At 38.8% G+C, this 17,873-nt stretch carries 10 protein-coding genes, 1 tRNA gene and 1 pseudogene; 6 read left to right on the forward strand and 6 right to left on the reverse strand.

All coding sequences use genetic code 11. From position 1 onward, the window contains the following. Positions 1-420: 420 nt before the first annotated feature. From FJR11_RS15330 to FJR11_RS15345, 4 genes are all read left to right on the forward strand, one after another. Positions 421-783, forward strand: coding sequence for an NAD(P)H-quinone oxidoreductase subunit 3 (locus FJR11_RS15330; protein WP_015081487.1), 363 nt, complete (start codon positions 421-423; stop codon positions 781-783). Next, positions 774-1,511: an NADH dehydrogenase subunit K gene (locus tag FJR11_RS15335; RefSeq protein ID WP_168505135.1), complete on the forward strand. Its 738-nt coding sequence runs from the start codon at positions 774-776 to the stop codon at positions 1,509-1,511. The genes FJR11_RS15330 and FJR11_RS15335 overlap by 10 nt, the downstream gene beginning before the upstream one ends. Next, complete coding sequence (locus tag FJR11_RS15340) at positions 1,504-2,031, forward strand: NAD(P)H-quinone oxidoreductase subunit J (RefSeq protein ID WP_168505137.1); 528 nt, start codon at positions 1,504-1,506, stop codon at positions 2,029-2,031. Before FJR11_RS15335 ends, FJR11_RS15340 begins: the two co-directional genes overlap by 8 nt. A 502-nt stretch (positions 2,032-2,533) precedes the next feature. Next, entirely contained in the window at positions 2,534-4,540 is a 2,007-nt protein-coding gene (locus tag FJR11_RS15345) for a GAF domain-containing sensor histidine kinase (protein WP_168505139.1), read from the forward strand. 106 nt (positions 4,541-4,646) lie between these two features. Here FJR11_RS15345 and FJR11_RS15350 read toward each other — a convergent pair whose 3' ends face one another. Beyond that, positions 4,647-6,320 (reverse strand): AarF/ABC1/UbiB kinase family protein, encoded by a 1,674-nt coding sequence (locus FJR11_RS15350; protein WP_168505141.1) that lies wholly within the window; start codon positions 6,318-6,320, stop codon positions 4,647-4,649. 371 nt (positions 6,321-6,691) lie between these two features. Next, positions 6,692-6,764: transfer RNA gene (locus FJR11_RS15355), tRNA-Glu, on the reverse strand. A 255-nt stretch (positions 6,765-7,019) separates the two neighbouring features. Between FJR11_RS15355 and FJR11_RS15360 the strand changes: the two genes are divergently transcribed. Further along, positions 7,020-8,951, forward strand: a complete 1,932-nt coding sequence (locus FJR11_RS15360) for a sodium:proton antiporter (protein WP_168505143.1) — start codon at positions 7,020-7,022, stop codon at positions 8,949-8,951. A gap of 5 nt (positions 8,952-8,956) precedes the next feature. Here FJR11_RS15360 and FJR11_RS15365 read toward each other — a convergent pair whose 3' ends face one another. From FJR11_RS15365 to FJR11_RS15375, 3 genes and pseudogenes are all read right to left on the reverse strand, one after another. Beyond that, positions 8,957-10,087, reverse strand: a complete 1,131-nt coding sequence (locus FJR11_RS15365; RefSeq protein WP_168505145.1) for an aldo/keto reductase — start codon at positions 10,085-10,087, stop codon at positions 8,957-8,959. Positions 10,088-10,263: 176 nt separating this feature from the next. After that, a pseudogene (locus FJR11_RS15370) lies at positions 10,264-14,646 on the reverse strand (PAS domain S-box protein). A gap of 374 nt (positions 14,647-15,020) precedes the next feature. Next, positions 15,021-15,515: a bifunctional nuclease family protein gene (locus FJR11_RS15375; protein WP_168505147.1), complete on the reverse strand. Its 495-nt coding sequence runs from the start codon at positions 15,513-15,515 to the stop codon at positions 15,021-15,023. A 457-nt stretch (positions 15,516-15,972) separates the two neighbouring features. Between FJR11_RS15375 and FJR11_RS15380 the strand changes: the two genes are divergently transcribed. Further along, the gene (locus FJR11_RS15380) at positions 15,973-16,632 is read left to right on the forward strand and encodes a riboflavin synthase (protein WP_168505149.1); all 660 of its coding nucleotides are present in this window, start codon (positions 15,973-15,975) and stop codon (positions 16,630-16,632) included. Positions 16,633-16,730: 98 nt separating this feature from the next. Here FJR11_RS15380 and FJR11_RS15385 read toward each other — a convergent pair. After that, positions 16,731-17,873, reverse strand: a 1,143-nt coding sequence (locus FJR11_RS15385; protein WP_254444760.1) for a M23 family metallopeptidase, incomplete at its 5' end; no start/stop codon positions are given.

The raw sequence follows: 17,873 nt of genomic DNA on the forward strand, positions 1-17,873 counted from the left end.
TTAACTTAAATTAAAAAAAGTTAATTATTACTAAAATATTAAGTTTTGGGTATCTATAGGATTCAATCAATCAATCATGAATATTTACCTTGTCCCAGTGGTAATCGAGAAAGAAAATATTTCTCAGTAAGTAGCGATGAGAATTGGACGGAAATTATTCGCTTGAAGACGCACAAGGGGTAGAAAATCAAAATAATTAAGGATAAAACCCACACCCTACCGCTCAGTGTGTCTATTTCCACGATTTCAGAACAGCCTTAAAGATATAATGTAAAAAGAACATTATCCATATATTCAGTGAATAGCAAACAGTGAATACTATCTATAGTTTAGTGAAAAGTTAGCAAGTAATTAAACTGATAACTATTCATTGTTCACTGATAACTGATTCCCTTACACCATTAGCGGTAGAAAACCATTGTGTTTGTTCTTAGCGGTTACGAGTACCTTCTAGGCTTTTTTCTCCTGTGTAGCCTAGTTCCAGTCCTAGCACTGTCAGCCTCAAAAATTCTTAGACCCACTGGTAACAGTCTAGAAAGACGCACAACTTACGAATGCGGACTTGAACCCATTGGCGGAGCTTGGATTCAGTTCAACATTCGTTACTATATGTTTGCTCTGGTCTTCGTTGTCTTTGACGTAGAGACAGTATTCTTGTATCCTTGGGCAGTTGCATTTAACCGTTTGGGTTTATTGGCATTTATCGAAGCCCTAGTCTTTATTTCGATTCTTATCATCGCCTTAGTTTACGCATGGCGCAAAGGAGCTTTAGAATGGTCTTAAATTCTAATATCATCACCCAAGAAACAGAACAAATCATCAACCCCATGCAACGGCCGACAGTTACCCATGAACTGTCAGAAAACGTAATTTTAACCACCGTTGATGACCTTTACAACTGGGCGCGGCTTTCTAGTTTGTGGCCTTTACTGTTTGGTACAGCTTGTTGCTTCATTGAATTTGCAGCTTTAATTGGCTCTCGCTTCGACTTTGACCGTTTTGGGTTAATTCCTCGTTGTAGCCCCCGCCAAGCCGATTTAATCATCACTGCGGGAACAATTACCATGAAGATGGCTCCCCAATTGGTGCGTCTTTATGAACAAATGCCCGAACCCAAGTATGTAATTGCCATGGGTGCTTGTACAATTACTGGGGGAATGTTTAGCGTTGACTCACCTACCGCAGTGCGCGGAGTTGATAAGCTGATTCCTGTAGATGTATATTTGCCTGGTTGTCCTCCCCGTCCAGAAGCGATTATTGACGCAATTATTAAACTGCGGAAAAAAATTGCCAACGAGTCTATGCAGGAACGGGATAACATCAAGCAAGTTCACCGCTACTACAGTACCACTCATAATATGAAGCCAGTTCCCGAAATCTTAACTGGTAAATATATGCAGTCAGAAACCCGCTTCAATCCCCCCAAAGAATTGACAGAAGCAATTGGTATGGCTGTACCCCCAGGATTGTTGACAGCAAAGACACAGAAGGAGGAACAAGCACGTGGCTGAAGAAGAATCTAAACCAGTTCCCGTAGCGGAAGCACCTCTAGTTAAACCCGGTAAAGTTTCTCAATGGTTAGGGTCAAATGGCTTTTTCCATGAGTTTCTAGAACTTGACGCTAACGGAGTAGAAATAATTAAAGTCCCCGCAGATTTTCTACTGCCTATTTCTACAGCTTTGTATGCCTATGGGTTTAATTATCTCCAATTTCAGGGAGGTATTGACTTAGGTGCAGGGGAAGAGTTGGTAAGTGTTTATCATTTACTTAAAGTTAGTGATAATGCTGACCGTCCTGAAGAAATCAGGGTGAAAGTGTTCTTACCCAGAGAAAATCCCTCTGTGCCTTCAGTTTACTGGATTTGGAAAACAGCAGACTGGCAAGAACGGGAAAGCTATGATATGTATGGCATCATCTATGAAGGTCATCCTAACTTAAAGCGGATTTTGATGCCAGAAGATTGGGTAGGTTGGCCTTTACGTAAGGATTACATCTCACCTGATTTTTACGAGTTACAAAATGCTTATTAAGGATTGCTGGAATTGAGTTTTCAGTAGTGACAATTAACCCCTTTCCAGTTGTGGAGAGGGGTTTCAAACATGGTAAAAAATCATTGTTTGGCAAAATCAATTAGTGATGCTAAGTGACTGGCGTTTGCGCCAGCGTACCGGAGGTATCACCCGTAAGGGTGTAAACCTGGTTGAGCAAGTTTTGACGGTGAATGTAGAATCCCCACGTCTTTAGATCGGGAGTGTTAATTTATACAATTTGTCGGATCAAGTAAGTTTCCAGTGTTAATTCGGATGCAAACCATAGAATTTATGAGTTAATTATAGAGAAATTACGGTTTATATCCAGTTCGAGACAGGATATCCTGAATTCCAGATTCACTCAATAACAAACTCTTAAATATTATTTTCATCATTCGTGATGAAGGTAAATAGTGATAATCTCAATTTTTCATGAAAAAAGATCACAGTCTTTCCTCTTAGGGCTAAAGCCGCGCTCGTTTCTCACTTACCGGATATCCTTATGAAAAAACATTTATTATCACCGCAAAAATATATAAATAATGCAGAACAACTACATTCTCCAGGCAATCTGATGCAGCAGGAAGAAGAAATTACCCATGTCTTGATACAGAGGATTAATACAATTGTTGCCAATAGTTCGGTAACATCCTCTATGCTGCTAGATATTGCTTATGCAATAGGAATAGCATTTAATATAGATTGTTGCTTGGTTACGGTAGTAAGTGATACATCTGGTGAAGCCATAACTACTCATTGGTGTAGTGAGCAATTCCTAAATTTACCACCAGCTAAAGAGATGTTATCTCAAGAAGAATTACTATTCGAGTTACCAGTGGTGCAATGTGCAGATAAAAAATTAACTATTGAGGATATTTCTATTATTCAGAAAACCTTAGTCAATGGTTGGCAAAATATTCCCCTCCCAATGCAGGCTGTTTTGGCAATTTCTACCCGGTTTGGTGGTCATAGTAATGGTGTAATTAGTCTGATTAAATTTCGAGCTTATGAATGGCACGAATCAGAAATTAGGCTATTACAATCAATAGAATCATGTTGTGCGATCGCCTTTGCTCAAATAGCACAATCACAAATATTAACTAGTCAAAAACAACATCTCCACAAGGCCAATCAGCATCAAAGTCTAATCCAACAATTAACTATACTTAATCGGAGTAACCTAGAGTTAAATCAAATGCTCCAATTAGTTATTACCTCCACTGCTGAAGCTTTAGAAGCAGATCGGGGGTTACTGATTTTATTTAAATACACAGATCCACTATTTAAAAAACTTCCTAAGCAGCAAATACCTAATGTGAAAGCAAGTTTAGTTGGAGCATGGACTCAGAATGCACATACTAATACTATTGGTAAATTAGATAACTTAGATCAGTCTTTCTGGGTATCTGATTGTAGTTTATGTCAGCTTTTATTTACAGATCCAGGAAAACCAATCATGACTAATAATTGCGAAGAAAAAAATACTAGTAACTCGGCTGCTTTATTTGCCATTAAAGAGTTTCCTCATACGATGCTAATGCCATTAGAAAGTCAAGGTAAGGTTTTAGGATTTGTAGTTTTACAACAAGCAACTACCCGAAATTGGGAAACAACAGACTTAAATTTGATAGAAATGCTTTGCGCTCAATTGAGTGATGCTGTCATTCAGTCCCAAACATTGCGACAAGTGCAAAATTTAGTAGATGAACGAACAGAACAACTCAAGCGCAGTTTAGAAGTCCAAGCAAAATTGTATGAAAGAACTAGACAATATGTAGAACAACTACAACAACTCAATGAACTTAAAGATGAATTTGTTAGCAATATTAGCGATCGCTTGCGCTATCCCCTAACAAATATGCTCATGTCTATCCGTAATTTACGTTTACCAGGAATAACTCCAGAACGTCAAGACCGATATTTAAATATTTTAGAGTCAGAATGTACTAAAGAAATTAACTTAATTAATGACCTGTTAACCCTTCAGAAACTAGAATCTCATCAAGAAGCACCGCAATTTGAAAGTCTAGATTTAAATACTAAAATTCAAAACCTGCTTACCTCTTTTGATCAACAACTGACAGATAAAGACTTAAGTATTTCAGTAGAATTACCAAATAAACCTTTAAAATTGCAAACAGAAGTCGAAAGTTTCGACCGCATCATTCAGGAACTATTAACCAATGTATGTAAATACTCGGAGCATGATACAACTGTTCATGTACGAGTCACTCCCCATGTTGTAGAGGAACTTGATCAGGTTATTATTAAGGTGACAAACACCGGACGGGGAATATCGGAAGAAGAAGCGGCTTATATCTTTGATAAATTCCGTCGTGGTAAAGGCCGCTGGATTCCCGGAACTGGTTTAGGACTTGCCTTGGTGAAGTCTTTAGTCCAGCACCTCAATGGGGAGATAGTGGTTGAGAGTATTCCTATTCCCGATTCTCAACTGAGCGAAATTAGTTTTACCCTCACTCTCCCTCTTCAATTCTCACCAATTAACTGATATAGCGGGAAGAAGGAGTCAGAAAAAAGAAAAAAGAAGAAGGAAGAAGGAAGAAGGAAGAAGGAAGAAGGAAGAAGGAAGATATTAGACCTGAATCCTTACTTAACTACTTTTTGCCCATTTTTTCTATTTTCTCTATAACTGCTAATTTCATTAGGGATCTAATTAATAAATATAGACAAAAAGCACATACACAAAAAATTGCTATCGCCCAATTATTATACTTAGCGATTGTCAAGATTAATCCCGTCAACATACTAAATCCTGTTAAACAAGCATAAATTAATGTTTTGACAGCTAGATAAATTCGTCTTAATATGCGATCACTTTCAATATTTTTAACTCTTAATTGTAACTCTCCTCTTTCAATTCTTTCTGCTAATTTTTTCACTAAAACTTCGGTTTTATTCGGTTTTGTCAATTGATATTGGATAAAATCCCTGGCTTGATAGCTTAATTGAGCAATCGCATTTCCTTTACTTTTGCTAACTGCCAGACTTTTGATAAATGCTTGGGATGATGCTGTAGGATTATAGTTAGGATCTAAAGTTCTAGCAATACCATCTAATGTGGTTATGGCTTTTAAAATAAATGTCATTTGAGCAGGTAAGCGAAATGGTTGCTGTTCAAACATTTCATAAAGTTCGATTTTCACCTCACTTAATGCCCTAATATCTAAGGGTTTATCGGTAAATTTATCTAATAAAAATGTGACTAATCTTTTTACTGGAGTCATATCTGGGATAGGTTCAAGTAATCCCATACTCATTAAAGTATTTACTACTTCATTACTATCCTTTTTTAAAATAGCAAAAAAAGTTTTAATCATCTGATCTTTATCCAAAGTTTGGATTTCTGCCATCATGCCAAAATCATAGAATATAATACTACCATCTGGATTGACTGCCATATTTCCTGGATGCGGATCCACTTGAAAAAATCCATCTTGTAATAGTTGCTTTAAATAACAACAAATTCCCGTTTCATTTACCTTATGAATATTAATTCCACAGGCTTCCAAAGCCGCCTTATCATTGATTTTAATTCCCGGTTTATATTCTAAAGTTAATATCTTAGTTGTCGTATATTGCCAATAGACTTTAGGGACAATAATTCGCGGATATCCATGAAAATTATCCCTGAATTTATCAGAATTTTTACCCTCTTGAATATAATCAATTTCTTGAAACAACAAATCAAAAAACTCATTATAAATTGATTCTAAATTATACTTTCTCACTCCAGCAAAATATTTATTGCAAAACTTAATTAACTGTAATAATATCTTAAAATCTAAATTAAATAATGCTTCTAAACCAGGACGTTGGACTTTAACAACTACCTCTTCGTTAGAGTATAATATAGCTTTATGAACTTGACCTAAACTAGCAGCAGCTAAAGGATTAAATTCAAATTCTTTATAGATAAATTGTATAGGTTTACCTAATTCCAATTCAATCATCTTAATTGCTTCTTGACTACCAAAAGCCGGAACTTGATCCTGTAAAGTTCCCAAAGCTTCTATATATTCTAAAGGCAATAAATCAGCACGAGTTGACAAAGTTTGACCAATTTTAATAAAAGTAGGGCCTAAATCAATTAAAGTATTAACCAACCAAGTAGCGCGGTTTTTCTTATGTTCTAAAGAATCTTGAGGGAAAATACTATCCCACCAAAGAAATAACATAAATTTACCCGCAGCCATGAAAATGTCTATTTTTCGAGATAAAGCCGAATATTTCGGTTTTTGCCACCGAAATTTTTTAGATTTTGCTATCATAAATATGAACAAAATTTGATGCTTGCATGATTAATTGTTTATAATATAGCGGTAATTGTTGGCTATTTCTTTTCTACCCCCTGAATAATTACACTGATAGTATAAATTATTAAACACCCTTTCATTGAAGACTTGCAAACTAATCATGTAGTAATTAATCTGCGGTATATATAATCAATTAACACATTAGTCTATACTAAACACCTAAATGTGTAGGGGTTTAGCAGTGCTAAACCCCTACCTACAGAATCAAAAGATTGAGCCGTGTTGAGTATAAAAAAAATTAAATCCTGTAGATATTCCCATCCAGGAACTGCCAAAATATTAAAGGGATAGAAAAAGAATTTTTTCTTTCTCTATCCCTTTTATAATACCCCCAAGGGAATTCGAATCCCTGTTACCTCCGTGAAAGGGAGGTGTCCTAGGCCTCTAGACGATGGGGGCTTGCTCTTCGTCACTTTTAATAATATAGCGGGTTTTTTTGAGAATGTCAACAGGTTTGGGAAATATTTTTTTTAGCCCCAGGAGAAAGGGGTAGAGGAATATTTCTAGAGTATTGACTCGTGCCAGGAATCATAAATTTTTTGGGAATTTCTAGTTTCTGCTGGAGAGCTTGCAAACTTTGGACTAATTTCTGTAAAGTTAATGTTTATAATTCTGTACAGAGGATTTTGAAATCAATGGCTCAAAATCTACAACATGGAAGCACCTTTTGAAATCACCCTCCAGATGGTGATCACTGTTTTTGCAGGCATTAGCGCCCAGGTAATGGCTGCATATTTCAAATTACCCAGCATCGTCTTACTACTTCTCTTAGGCATCCTTTTGGGTAGAGACGGGGTGGGAATATTACAACCACATTTACTAGGCACAGGATTAGAAGTGATTGTTTCCCTAGCAACGGCAATCATTTTGTTTGAAGGTGGACTTAAATTAGACCGGCGAGAATTGGGCAAAGTTTCAGTCACTTTACAGTTACTCGTCACCCTAGGAACACTGATCACCTTATTGGGAGGAAGTTTAGCCGCTCACTGGCTAGGTGAGTTTCCTTGGAGTATAGCTTTTCTCTACGCGTCCATTGTTGTTGTTACGGGTCCAACTGTCGTTGGTCCATTAATTCAACAAATTAATGTAGATAGACAAGTAGCAACGCTATTAGAAGGAGAAGGGGTTTTAATTGATCCAGTGGGGGCTATTCTAGCTTACGTTGTCCTGGATACAATTTTAAACGGTGATACAGACCCAATTAATGCCATAACTGGTCTACTCTTGCGTCTTGGTGTGGGCGCGGCCATAGGCGGTATTGGTGGGTTTTTAATGAGTTGGATGTTCAAACGCGCCAATTTCATCTCTTTTGAACTCAAAAATCTGGTTGTACTGGCAGTTTTATGGGGGTTGTTTGCCCTAGCGCAAATGATTCGCTCTGAATCGGGAATTATGACTACAGTGGTGGCAGGTGCGGTATTTGCCAACTCTTCAGTTCCAGAAGAACGGTTATTGCGAAGCTTTAAAAATCAACTGACCATTCTCAGTGTTTCTGTTTTATTCATCCTTCTAGCGGCTGATTTATCTATTGCCAGCGTCTTAGCTTTAGGTTGGGGGAGTTTATTTACTGTTTTGGTTTTAATGTTTGTGGTTCGCCCTATTAACATTATTTTATGTACTTGGAACAGTGATCTGAATTGGCGACAGAAACTGTTTTTAAGTTGGGTTGCACCTAGAGGCATAGTTTCTGCATCCGTGGCTTCTTTATTTGCGATTTTACTGACGCAGCGTGGCATTAATGGTGGTGATTCGATTAAAGCCTTGGTCTTTTTGACAATTATCATGACGGTTTTTTGCCAAGGTTTAACCGCTCGGTGGCTGGTTAAATGGTTACGAATTACCTCTACAGATGCAACTGGGGCAGTAATTGTCGGTTGTAATCCCTTGGGTTTATTAATTGCCCGCTTTTTTCAGGAACGGGGAGAAGGTGTGGTAATGATTGATACTGACCCGGAACGTTTAGCTCAAGCTGAAGCCCAAAATCTCCGGGTGATTGCTAGTAGTGCTTTAGACGGCGAAATCCTGGAAGAAGCTGGGATTGGTTCAATGGGGACTTTTTTAGCCATTACAAGTAATGGTGAAGTAAATTTTGTGTTAGCACAACGGGCTGCTGAGGAATTTAATCCCCCCCGTGTTTTAGCTATATTCCCCCGACATCCTCAAGGATCTCCTGCGGAGAATAGTAAGGTTAATCAAGCTTTTGTGTCTGATTTATCGGTAAAAACTTGGAATGAATATTTGATTAATGGACAAGTGAAGTTGGGAACAACAACCTTAAATGCAGCAGAATTTGACTCTCAACAACAACATATACAAGATAAAATTCAGGATGGGATTTTAGTCCCACTGTTGTTAGAACGACAAGAACGTTTACAGGTGATGTCTGCTACCCTTGAGTGGCAAGTTGGCGATCGCATTATCTATCTATTGTATGATGCCCGTCCTAATCTTTTAAAACTTCTCTCTGGTGCGAGTCAATCCACACCCCTAACTGTGGAAAAATTAGCAGAAGTTGAAGAAGTAAGAGTTAAAGATGCTAATGTTTCAGACAAGAAAGATGCTACTGTTGCAGAAAAAGTTGAATAACAGCATTAACCCCATAATCTTCTTCCTGCTTTCCCTTGTAATCTTTCATGGGTATCTTTTAGCAAAGTGGGAATATCTAAATTTTCTGGACATTTAGGCAAACAATCACCACATTCTGTACAACGGTTAGCTTTCATTCCGGGAAACCAATGACCGGCATTTTCAAACATTCCATAACGGTATTGTCCATAATCTGTCATATTGTAGGCTACGGATAAGTTTCGTAATCTTAAAACTTCGGGAATATGAATATTTTCCGGGCAAGGTAAACAAGCATAACATTGACTACATTTATCAGTTAGTAAAAGATCATTTTGCTGATTTTCTAATTTTGCAAAAATAGCAATTTCTGCTGGTGTTAATTCATTTTGATGATCAAAAAGTTCTGGAGATATTACCAACTCTTCTGGTTTTGCTGGGCCGATACTCAAGGTAGTAATGCGTTGATCACTAAGCAAGAAACGATAATTTAAATCTAATGGTGTGAATGGATGACAAAGTTCCTTTAAAGTTTGGGGTGGAGTATATAATTTTCCGCCCTTATCCCCAGGAGAAATAATAAAAATGCCCATATTCTTCTCTGTTGCTAACTGAATTGCGGGGGCATTATGTTGGAAAAAATAATAATAATGGAGATTAACAAATTCAAAAAGTTCGGTATTTATAGCTGCCAAAATCACATCTAATGAACCGTGGGTAGAAAACCCAATATGTCTGATTCTGCCATCATTGACAGCTTCCTGTATAGCTTGCATACAGCCGTTTTTAGATTGTACCCATTCTAAATGTTGCCAAGTATTTAATCCATGAATTCCTAAACAATCAAAATAATCTAGATTTAACCGTTTTAAAGATTCATTAATATACTGACTCATGGTGTCAGCATCAGGTGTAGGGGGAATTTTGGTAGTAATATAAAGTTGATTTCGCGGTACTGATAACCCAGCTTTTATGGCTTTACCCAAATACGCTTCACTGTCACCATAACCTCTAGCAGTTTCTAGATGATTAATTCCTAGAAATAAAGCTTTTTCAATAGTTTGCTGGACATTTTCGCTATCAGTTAAATAGCGCATTGTTCCCAAAGAAAAAACAGAAAGATGTAAATTAGTTTTACCAAACCGACGATATTGCATAGTTAGAGGAGTCAGGAGTCAGGAGTCAGGAGTTAGGAGTTAGGAGTCAGGAGTCAGGAGTCAGGAGTCAGGAGTCAGGAGTCAGGAGTCAGGAGTCAGGAAGAAGAAAGAAAAGAAGAAGAATAAAGAATCAAATCCTGTTAATCCTTTAATCCTGTAAATCCTGATTCAGACATTTAATCCTGATTCAGACAATTACGTTTAACCAGACTAGCGACTACTGTAGCTAATTCCGCTGGCTCAATGGGTTTAGGTAAATGTAACTGAAAACCTGCCTGTATAGCTTGCATTCGGTCTTCTAATCTAGCATAAGCCGTTAATGCGGCTGCGGGAATATTTCCGCCCTTTTCAGGGGATAGCGATAGCGAAGCGCTGCTGCTTTCAGCAGATCGCACTTTGCGAATTAAAGAATAACCATCTTCTTCTGGCATCCCAATATCACTAATTAAAACATCCGGTTTCCATAGCGTAAGCATCTGCAATGCTTCTCGCGCTGATGCCACTGCTGTTACTTCTGCTTGGCATTCTTTCAGTACCGTAGCAATAAATTCACGGCTATCAACTTCGTCATCTACAACTAACACTTTCACGCCTTCAAGTATAGGCCAAGAGGTGGCAGAATTCAGAAAGACAGAGGCAGATTTTTCTGCTTCTTCCCTATTCTTTTGCTCCTCGGCATATCTGCTTTCTTCTAGAAGTGGTAGTTTGACTGTAAATATTGAACCTTGGTTTTCACCCAAACTTTCTACATCAACAGTACCACCATGTAGTTCTGTTAAATACCGCACAAGTGACAATCCTAGTCCTAGTCCACCATAAGACCTGGTGCTGGAACTATCAGCTTGACGAAAACGATCAAAAACGTAGGGGAGAAAATCAGCAGTAATGCCAACTCCATTGTCAATTATTTGAATTTGAGCATATCTTCTGAGTTGAGAATGATCACTTTTTAGGTTTGAGTTGCTAATAGTAATCTTGTTTAGCCTGATTTCTACATTACCACCTTGGGGTGTAAACTTGATAGCATTGGTTAACAAATTCCAGATAATCTGTTGCAAGCGATCGCAATCACCAGAAACAATCACAGAAGCGGCTGAAAGCAAAGACGACCTTTTTTCCGCTGCTAACTCCGACGACTGCCCAGCATAGGGGTAAAAGTGCAAATTGATTTCCTTCCCTTGGGCAGATAGGGAGACAGTTTCCATTGCTAACTTAATAATGGGAACTAAATCGCAAGTTTGAGGATTAAACTTTAACTTACCTCTAATAATACGGGAGATATCCAACAGATCATCAATTAGCTGGTTTTGGATCTTTGCGTTGCGCTCAATAGTTTCTAGCCCCTGTGTTATTGCTACCTGATCTTCTCTAAATTTGGGGCTACGCAGCATCTTTGACTAGCCTAGGATTGGAGTCAGCGGCGATCGCAATTCATGGGATAAAACCGCCAGAAACTCATCCTTCATCCGGTTAGCTTCTCTTAACTGCTCAGTTTGTGTCTGCAAAGAATTGATCAAATTATATCGATCCAGAGCGATCGCTATTTGGTCACACACGGCTTGCATAATCGCTTGTTCATTGTCAGTGAAATCAGCAACATGACGACTGCCAAAAGAAAGAGTCCCAACCAGCCGTCCCTGAGTCATTAACGGATAACAATAAAAAGCCGTAATTCCCTGAGCGCGAATTAACTCTGTTTCTGGGTCAGTAGATTGATTGATATGATTTAAAGCAATTGGTTGTTGCGTCCGAGCTACATTACCGCATACTGCTTGTCCAAACTCTAGTATTTCAATTTCTTTAGCCAGTTCCTCAGAAATCCCTATGTAAGAACTTAACCGCATCATCTGAGAGTTTTCTACAACCACATAGTTAAAATAAACATCCAAATCAATCTGCTCTGCCAATTCTTGGAAAATACTATTCATTAATTCCACTGGTTCTTGGCTAGATAGGAGACTGTTAGCCGTATTAAATAGTAGCTGAAGATTTTTGTAGCCTGATAACAGGTCTTTTTCTATCTGTTTAAGTTCAGTAATATCTTGGAAAGTCATGATACAGGTTTTTGGATAACCGTGTATAGCTGGCAGAGCATCGGAATATATGAGAAGAGGATAAGTACCTTCAGACGTATGCCAGTCTACCTCAAGTCCCGCCAAACTTTCCCCACGCGCCACCCGCACCCCTGGCATTTTTTCATTAGGAATGCGATTACCTGCGGCATCTGTACAATGGTAAACAGTGTGATATTCTGCCGCTGGTTTGTTTTTAGGAAATTCACCCCCAGCTAATTTATCAGCAGCTTGATTAGCAAATGTTACCCGCGCCGTTTCTGGTTCGATAAATGCGATGGGAATCGGCATCCAGTCAAGTATATCCTCTAGCCATTTTTGGTGATTTCGCACCAAGTTCTCAGCTTTCTTCCGCTCCGTAATATCCAAAAATGCACCGATACATCCTCTAGTTTTCCCCTGTTCATCAAATAGAGGGGTGACATATTCCAGTACAGTCACAACTGTGCCATCATCATGGACAACATCAACTTCAAAATCCAAAATTTCCACACCATGAGCCGCAGCATACTGCATGGGCAGTTCTTTTCCAGTCAGTTCTTTACCCCCATGGAAAATTTTAAATGTTGTTGGTCTTTCATCCGGGGGAGCATTAAGAGAAGCATTTTCATGAGGCTGCATTTTCAGTAACTTAGCAAAAGCCGGATTCATATTAATAGTTTGGCATTCTGGATCTTTGGCTATGCCAATACCAATAGGAATCATATCCAACAAAGTTTGTAACTCGGTGACTCGGCGTTCTAATTTTTGGTTAAGTTTGAGGATTTTTTCCTCAAACAGCTTTTTATCACTAATGTTGCGTGTCACAGTTGCCAAAGCGATTGGCTCTCCCGTGTTTCTATCCTTGATCGTGAAGATGTTATAATCAACGTCTATTGGTTGACCTGTCTGAAAGTGACAGAAACGAAATTCTCCCTCCCAGCGTCCAAGACTCCTGACAGTGGGGAGAATATGTTCTTCTACATAAGCTTGATCTGCCGGCATGACAAAATCTAATACTTTCTTTTGCTTTGCCTCTTCTATACTGGAAAGTCCAACTAACTTTTGTCCCCCTTCATTGAGATAAACAACGTCACCTGTAAAACTAGCTATCCCAATAAAGTCTGAGCTATTTTCAATTAAAGATATAAATTTTTGTTGTGCAGCTTCTGTTTCTTGGAGTTTATGCAGTGTGGCTTCTTGTTCAGTTAAATCCAGGATAAACGCTACTGATTTCTCCCGTTTTTCTCCCACTAACACAAAACCAACCAACACCGGAACACGACTACCATCTTTGCGAATATATTCTTTCTTAAATGGTATACAAGTACCATCAGCACTAGACTGGGCTTGAGCGGTTACTTGTTCATCAAAATCTAAATATTCTGGTGGTGTCATATGCAGCCAGTTTATCCTGCCAGCTAATAAATCCTCTTGTGTATAACCTATTATTCTCAGAAATTCGTCGTTTACTTCGTCAATACCACCAAAAATGTCGCCGGATAAAATACCAATAATGTTAGCGTTGACAAAACTTTGTAGTTTCTCTTCGTTGATTTTCAATGCTGCTTCGGCGCGATAGCGTTGACGAGTGAGGCGATCAATTACCATCGCACTTTGCCACACTAAAATGCTAAAAATTATAATTAAAACAATAGCAAACAGTGAAATAGCAAAACCTACATCGTATAGCATCGCCCGTTCACCGTTAAGTATTAACCAACCCACCAGAAAAGGTATGATTATTGCGGGGAATAATAACCGCCGCGCTATTACACTACCATAGCTATTATTAGTTATTACCCGCATCAACCCCTGCTTTGAAGTCGCCCGCAGAATACCGATAGATATTACAATCAAAGTCAAGGACGTATGTAATGCCATTAATCTTGCGTATGGGACAAGACCATAGAAAATTTGCTCGTTGTAAGCATATCCCATGACCGAATGCAAGGAAACCAAAGCAGTTATAATCGTGGAAATTTGGGCAACCCAATAGTTACGCTGTTTATTTGTCTGAATAATTAGATATAAACCTACACCAATCAACGTAAAACACAGTGTAGTATTAACACCCATCCGTCCTGGTTGGGATGTGGTCACGACTACAGATGAGTCACGAAATAACAGTTCGTCAATCCCGAAATTATAGCCAAATGAATATTGAATAATTGTCAGTAACCCAATTCCGGCTACTGCTACCGCACAAAATTGAGCAAGCCTCAAGTAAAGAACACGCTTTGTTTGCTCTAAATTTAACCTCTGAACCGCCATGATTTGGGATAGCCACAGGGATAATCCAGACAGCAAAAAACATAATGCTGTATTTGCCTTCATTGTCGCAGGACTATCAGGAAAACCCAGTTTGAGAATTTCAATATCAAAATACCAGCCTAGTAGTACCAAGCTACCCACGAACATAGAAATTGCACTGGTAACTCTTACAACCCCTAACTTTGCTGGTATTTTTAGTAAATCTCCTATCCTCAAGTGATTAATGTTTAACATTGAGGTTTTTGCACCCGTACCTGGCTATGGAAATAATAATCTTAACTATTTTTAATAACTTAATAGCAATATTATTCTATGTTTTTATCACAAAAAATACAGGAGTTATTGAGTCAGAATAGACTATACATAATACTGCACACTAGAATACTAGACGATAATCCTGGTTGAAAAAATCTATCCTAGGAAGTATTTTATAATTATTTATTGTATGGTATTCATCATCCCTGTAAAAATTCTAGTTGAGAAACTATAGCAATTATCTGAGATCCAAAATTCAAAATTGTTATAATTGCTGAGTTTGAGGAAAAATGCAGAAATTCTAGCTTTTTTTGCTATTTTCCTATTTTTTCTCCATTCTCAGCATTTACAACTTAGTCGCCATTTCCAAATCGCTTAATCAAATCCTCTGGACGGAGATTAGAAATAAATTCCCGGAAGGCTTCCTGTTCAGCTTCATCAGCATCACGATCTACGGGAATAGAGGCATCAGCAACTACTTCTTCCATGACCCAGATAGGGGTATTTGTTCGGAGAGCAATGGCGATCGCATCACTGGGACGAGCATCAATTTCTTTTTTGACATCCCCTTGCTGAAGAATCAACGCCGCATAAAATGTATCTTTTTGTAAAGTATGAATAATAACTTTATCTAAAGTCATATTCCATGCTTCCAACATATTCACCATCAGGTCATGGGTTAAAGGTCGAGGAGGCTTTTGATTTTCCATCGCCCCCATAATTGCTCTTGCTTGTTCCTGACCGATGTAAATGGGCAAAGCGCGACGATCTGAACCATCCTTCAGAAGTACAATCGGGCTGCGAGTGATCGCATCTAATGCTATACCAGCGACTTTCATTTCTATCATTGGTTCAGCCTCTAAAATTCTTTAATCGCTTGGAACTATGTGGCAGATAATACACTTCTTCAGTTTTTTCTGGGACAGAAATAAACATAGGAATTTTCTTGTCTATAATGCTTCTATTAAACTTCGATAATGTAGCATTGCATAAGCCATATTATTGACGAATGACAGAATTAAATTAACTCAAGGCTGAAGTTTGCAGTTTATCTACCTATCCAGTAATCAGGTATAAATAAACTAATTTCACACCCTTTTAACAACTAATTTATTTATCCTTCATATTTCGTCCTTCCTTAACCTTCTGATTCAAGTATGCCTTGGGATTGATGTTAATATGTTAATATTCATTTACCAAAACCAGGAAAAAAAATTAAACTTACGGGCTTTACATTTTTTCCTAGAATTATTAGTTGATTTCCGCCAAAATTAGGCAATAAATAAAATTAGTTTCGCAAAAGCTGTGTTTACAGGATTAATTCAAGGTTTAGGAACGATAAAACCCTTAACGGGAGATTTGTGGCAGATTAATTATCTTAGTCAGCCAAAGATGATCACTCAGGATTTGGCCTATGGTGATAGCGTGGCAGTAGATGGAATCTGCCTAACAGTTGAAGAAATATTAAAAGATGGGTTTATTGCCACCGCTTCACCAGAAACCCTCGGCCGCACAACATTAGGTAAAGAAGAAACTCAACAAAGATATGTCAACATAGAAACGTCACTGCGGGTAGGAGGTAAAGTCGGCGGTCATTTTGTCATGGGTCATGTAGATGGCATTGGTCAGTTAATCACATCTGAACAAACTGCTAGTTCCTGGGAAATGACCTTTGTTGCCCCACAAGCGATCGCTCGTTATATCGTTCCTAAAGGTAGCATTGCTGTCAATGGTATCAGCCTCACTGTAGCTGAATATAAATCAGCATCATCTCAATTTACAGTCGCCGTCATCCCCCTGACATATAGCGAAACCAATCTAAGTCATTTAGTAGGGGGTAGTTGGGTAAATTTAGAAGGAGACATCTTGGGTAAATACGTGGAAAAATTCCTAACTCCTGGAAATAATCACCATCAACAAGAGGATATTACAACTGCATTCCTAGCAGAAAACGGATATTTGTAGGGGACTGGGGACTGGGGACTGGGGACTGGGGACTGGGGATTGGGGATTGGGGACTGGGAAAATTTTTTCTCCCTTTCCTCCCCTACCCCCTGCCCAAACTACTGAGCTTGCGCTGTTTTTGTGCCTTGTGTGGCTTGTACCAACTGGCTAAGTCCACCTTGTAATTGCACACCTGGGTCAACAGCAACCCATCCATTTTGGGTGAGGTGACGGATTTCAAAGTGCAGGTGAGGTCCAGTGGAGTTACCAGTGCTACCAACTCGGCCAATGACAGTTCCTGGTTCTACCCATTGACCAGGTTGAACAAAGATTTCTGACATATGCCCGTAAAGACTTTGTTGAGCCGAACTGTGATTGATTGTTACAGCTAAACCATAACCACCTAACCAGTTAGCTGATTCTACTTGACCTTTAGCCGCTGCCAAAATTGGTGTTCCTGTGGGCGCACCTATATCTGTACCAGCGTGAAAACGGCGATCGCCCGTAATCGGATGAACCCGCCAACCAAACAAAGAAGTAATTGGTGCGGCTACAGATAGAGGGAAAATCATTCCCGAACCGCCACCACCACGATAGGCAATGGTATTGGTATAAGGAACTTCAGGTAATACTGATGCCAGGGAGAAGTCATAAGACACCATGCTGGGACGAGGAGCAAGATTACCCTCAATCATCGGTGCTGGTAAACTACCTACTTGGGGAGCTATAGGGGTAGAACTTACCCTAGTAGTGCTAAATTCGCTAGGACTAGGAATAAAGCGATTAGCATGATAGGCAGCTTTTGTATGACTGCTAGTATTAGTGCTAGAAATCCGCCAATTATTTTGAGGTTGACTGATTTTGCTGACACTACTAGCAACAGCCTCAGCGATATTCCCGCGCTGATTGCTGTTTGCAGTTATAGCTGTCCTTGCTGGGGACACGGTTGGTAATTTAGCAGTTTCGCTTTTTTTCAGCCAAGTCGGTGATGAATCTTTAGACTTAGCCACACTGGGGGATTGGGTAGCCTTAGCGCAAGCACTTTGTCCTGGGTTTGAACTACAACCGCTAGAACGTTCTGTCACTACTACAGAACTCGGTGGTTCATAGTTACCTGTGTTTGTATTTTTGTAGTCAGTGGGATCAATATAAGCGTTGTTATAATCTTTGGGTTTACTCTCAGTATCCTTGGCAGTATTTTGAGAATTATTACCTGATTGAGCGACTTCTGGGAGTTTTTTAACTACAGAGTCAGGTTCACT

The sequence above is a fragment of the Anabaena sp. UHCC 0187 genome, assembly GCF_009712035.1.
GTDB lineage: Bacteria > Cyanobacteriota > Cyanobacteriia > Cyanobacteriales > Nostocaceae > Dolichospermum.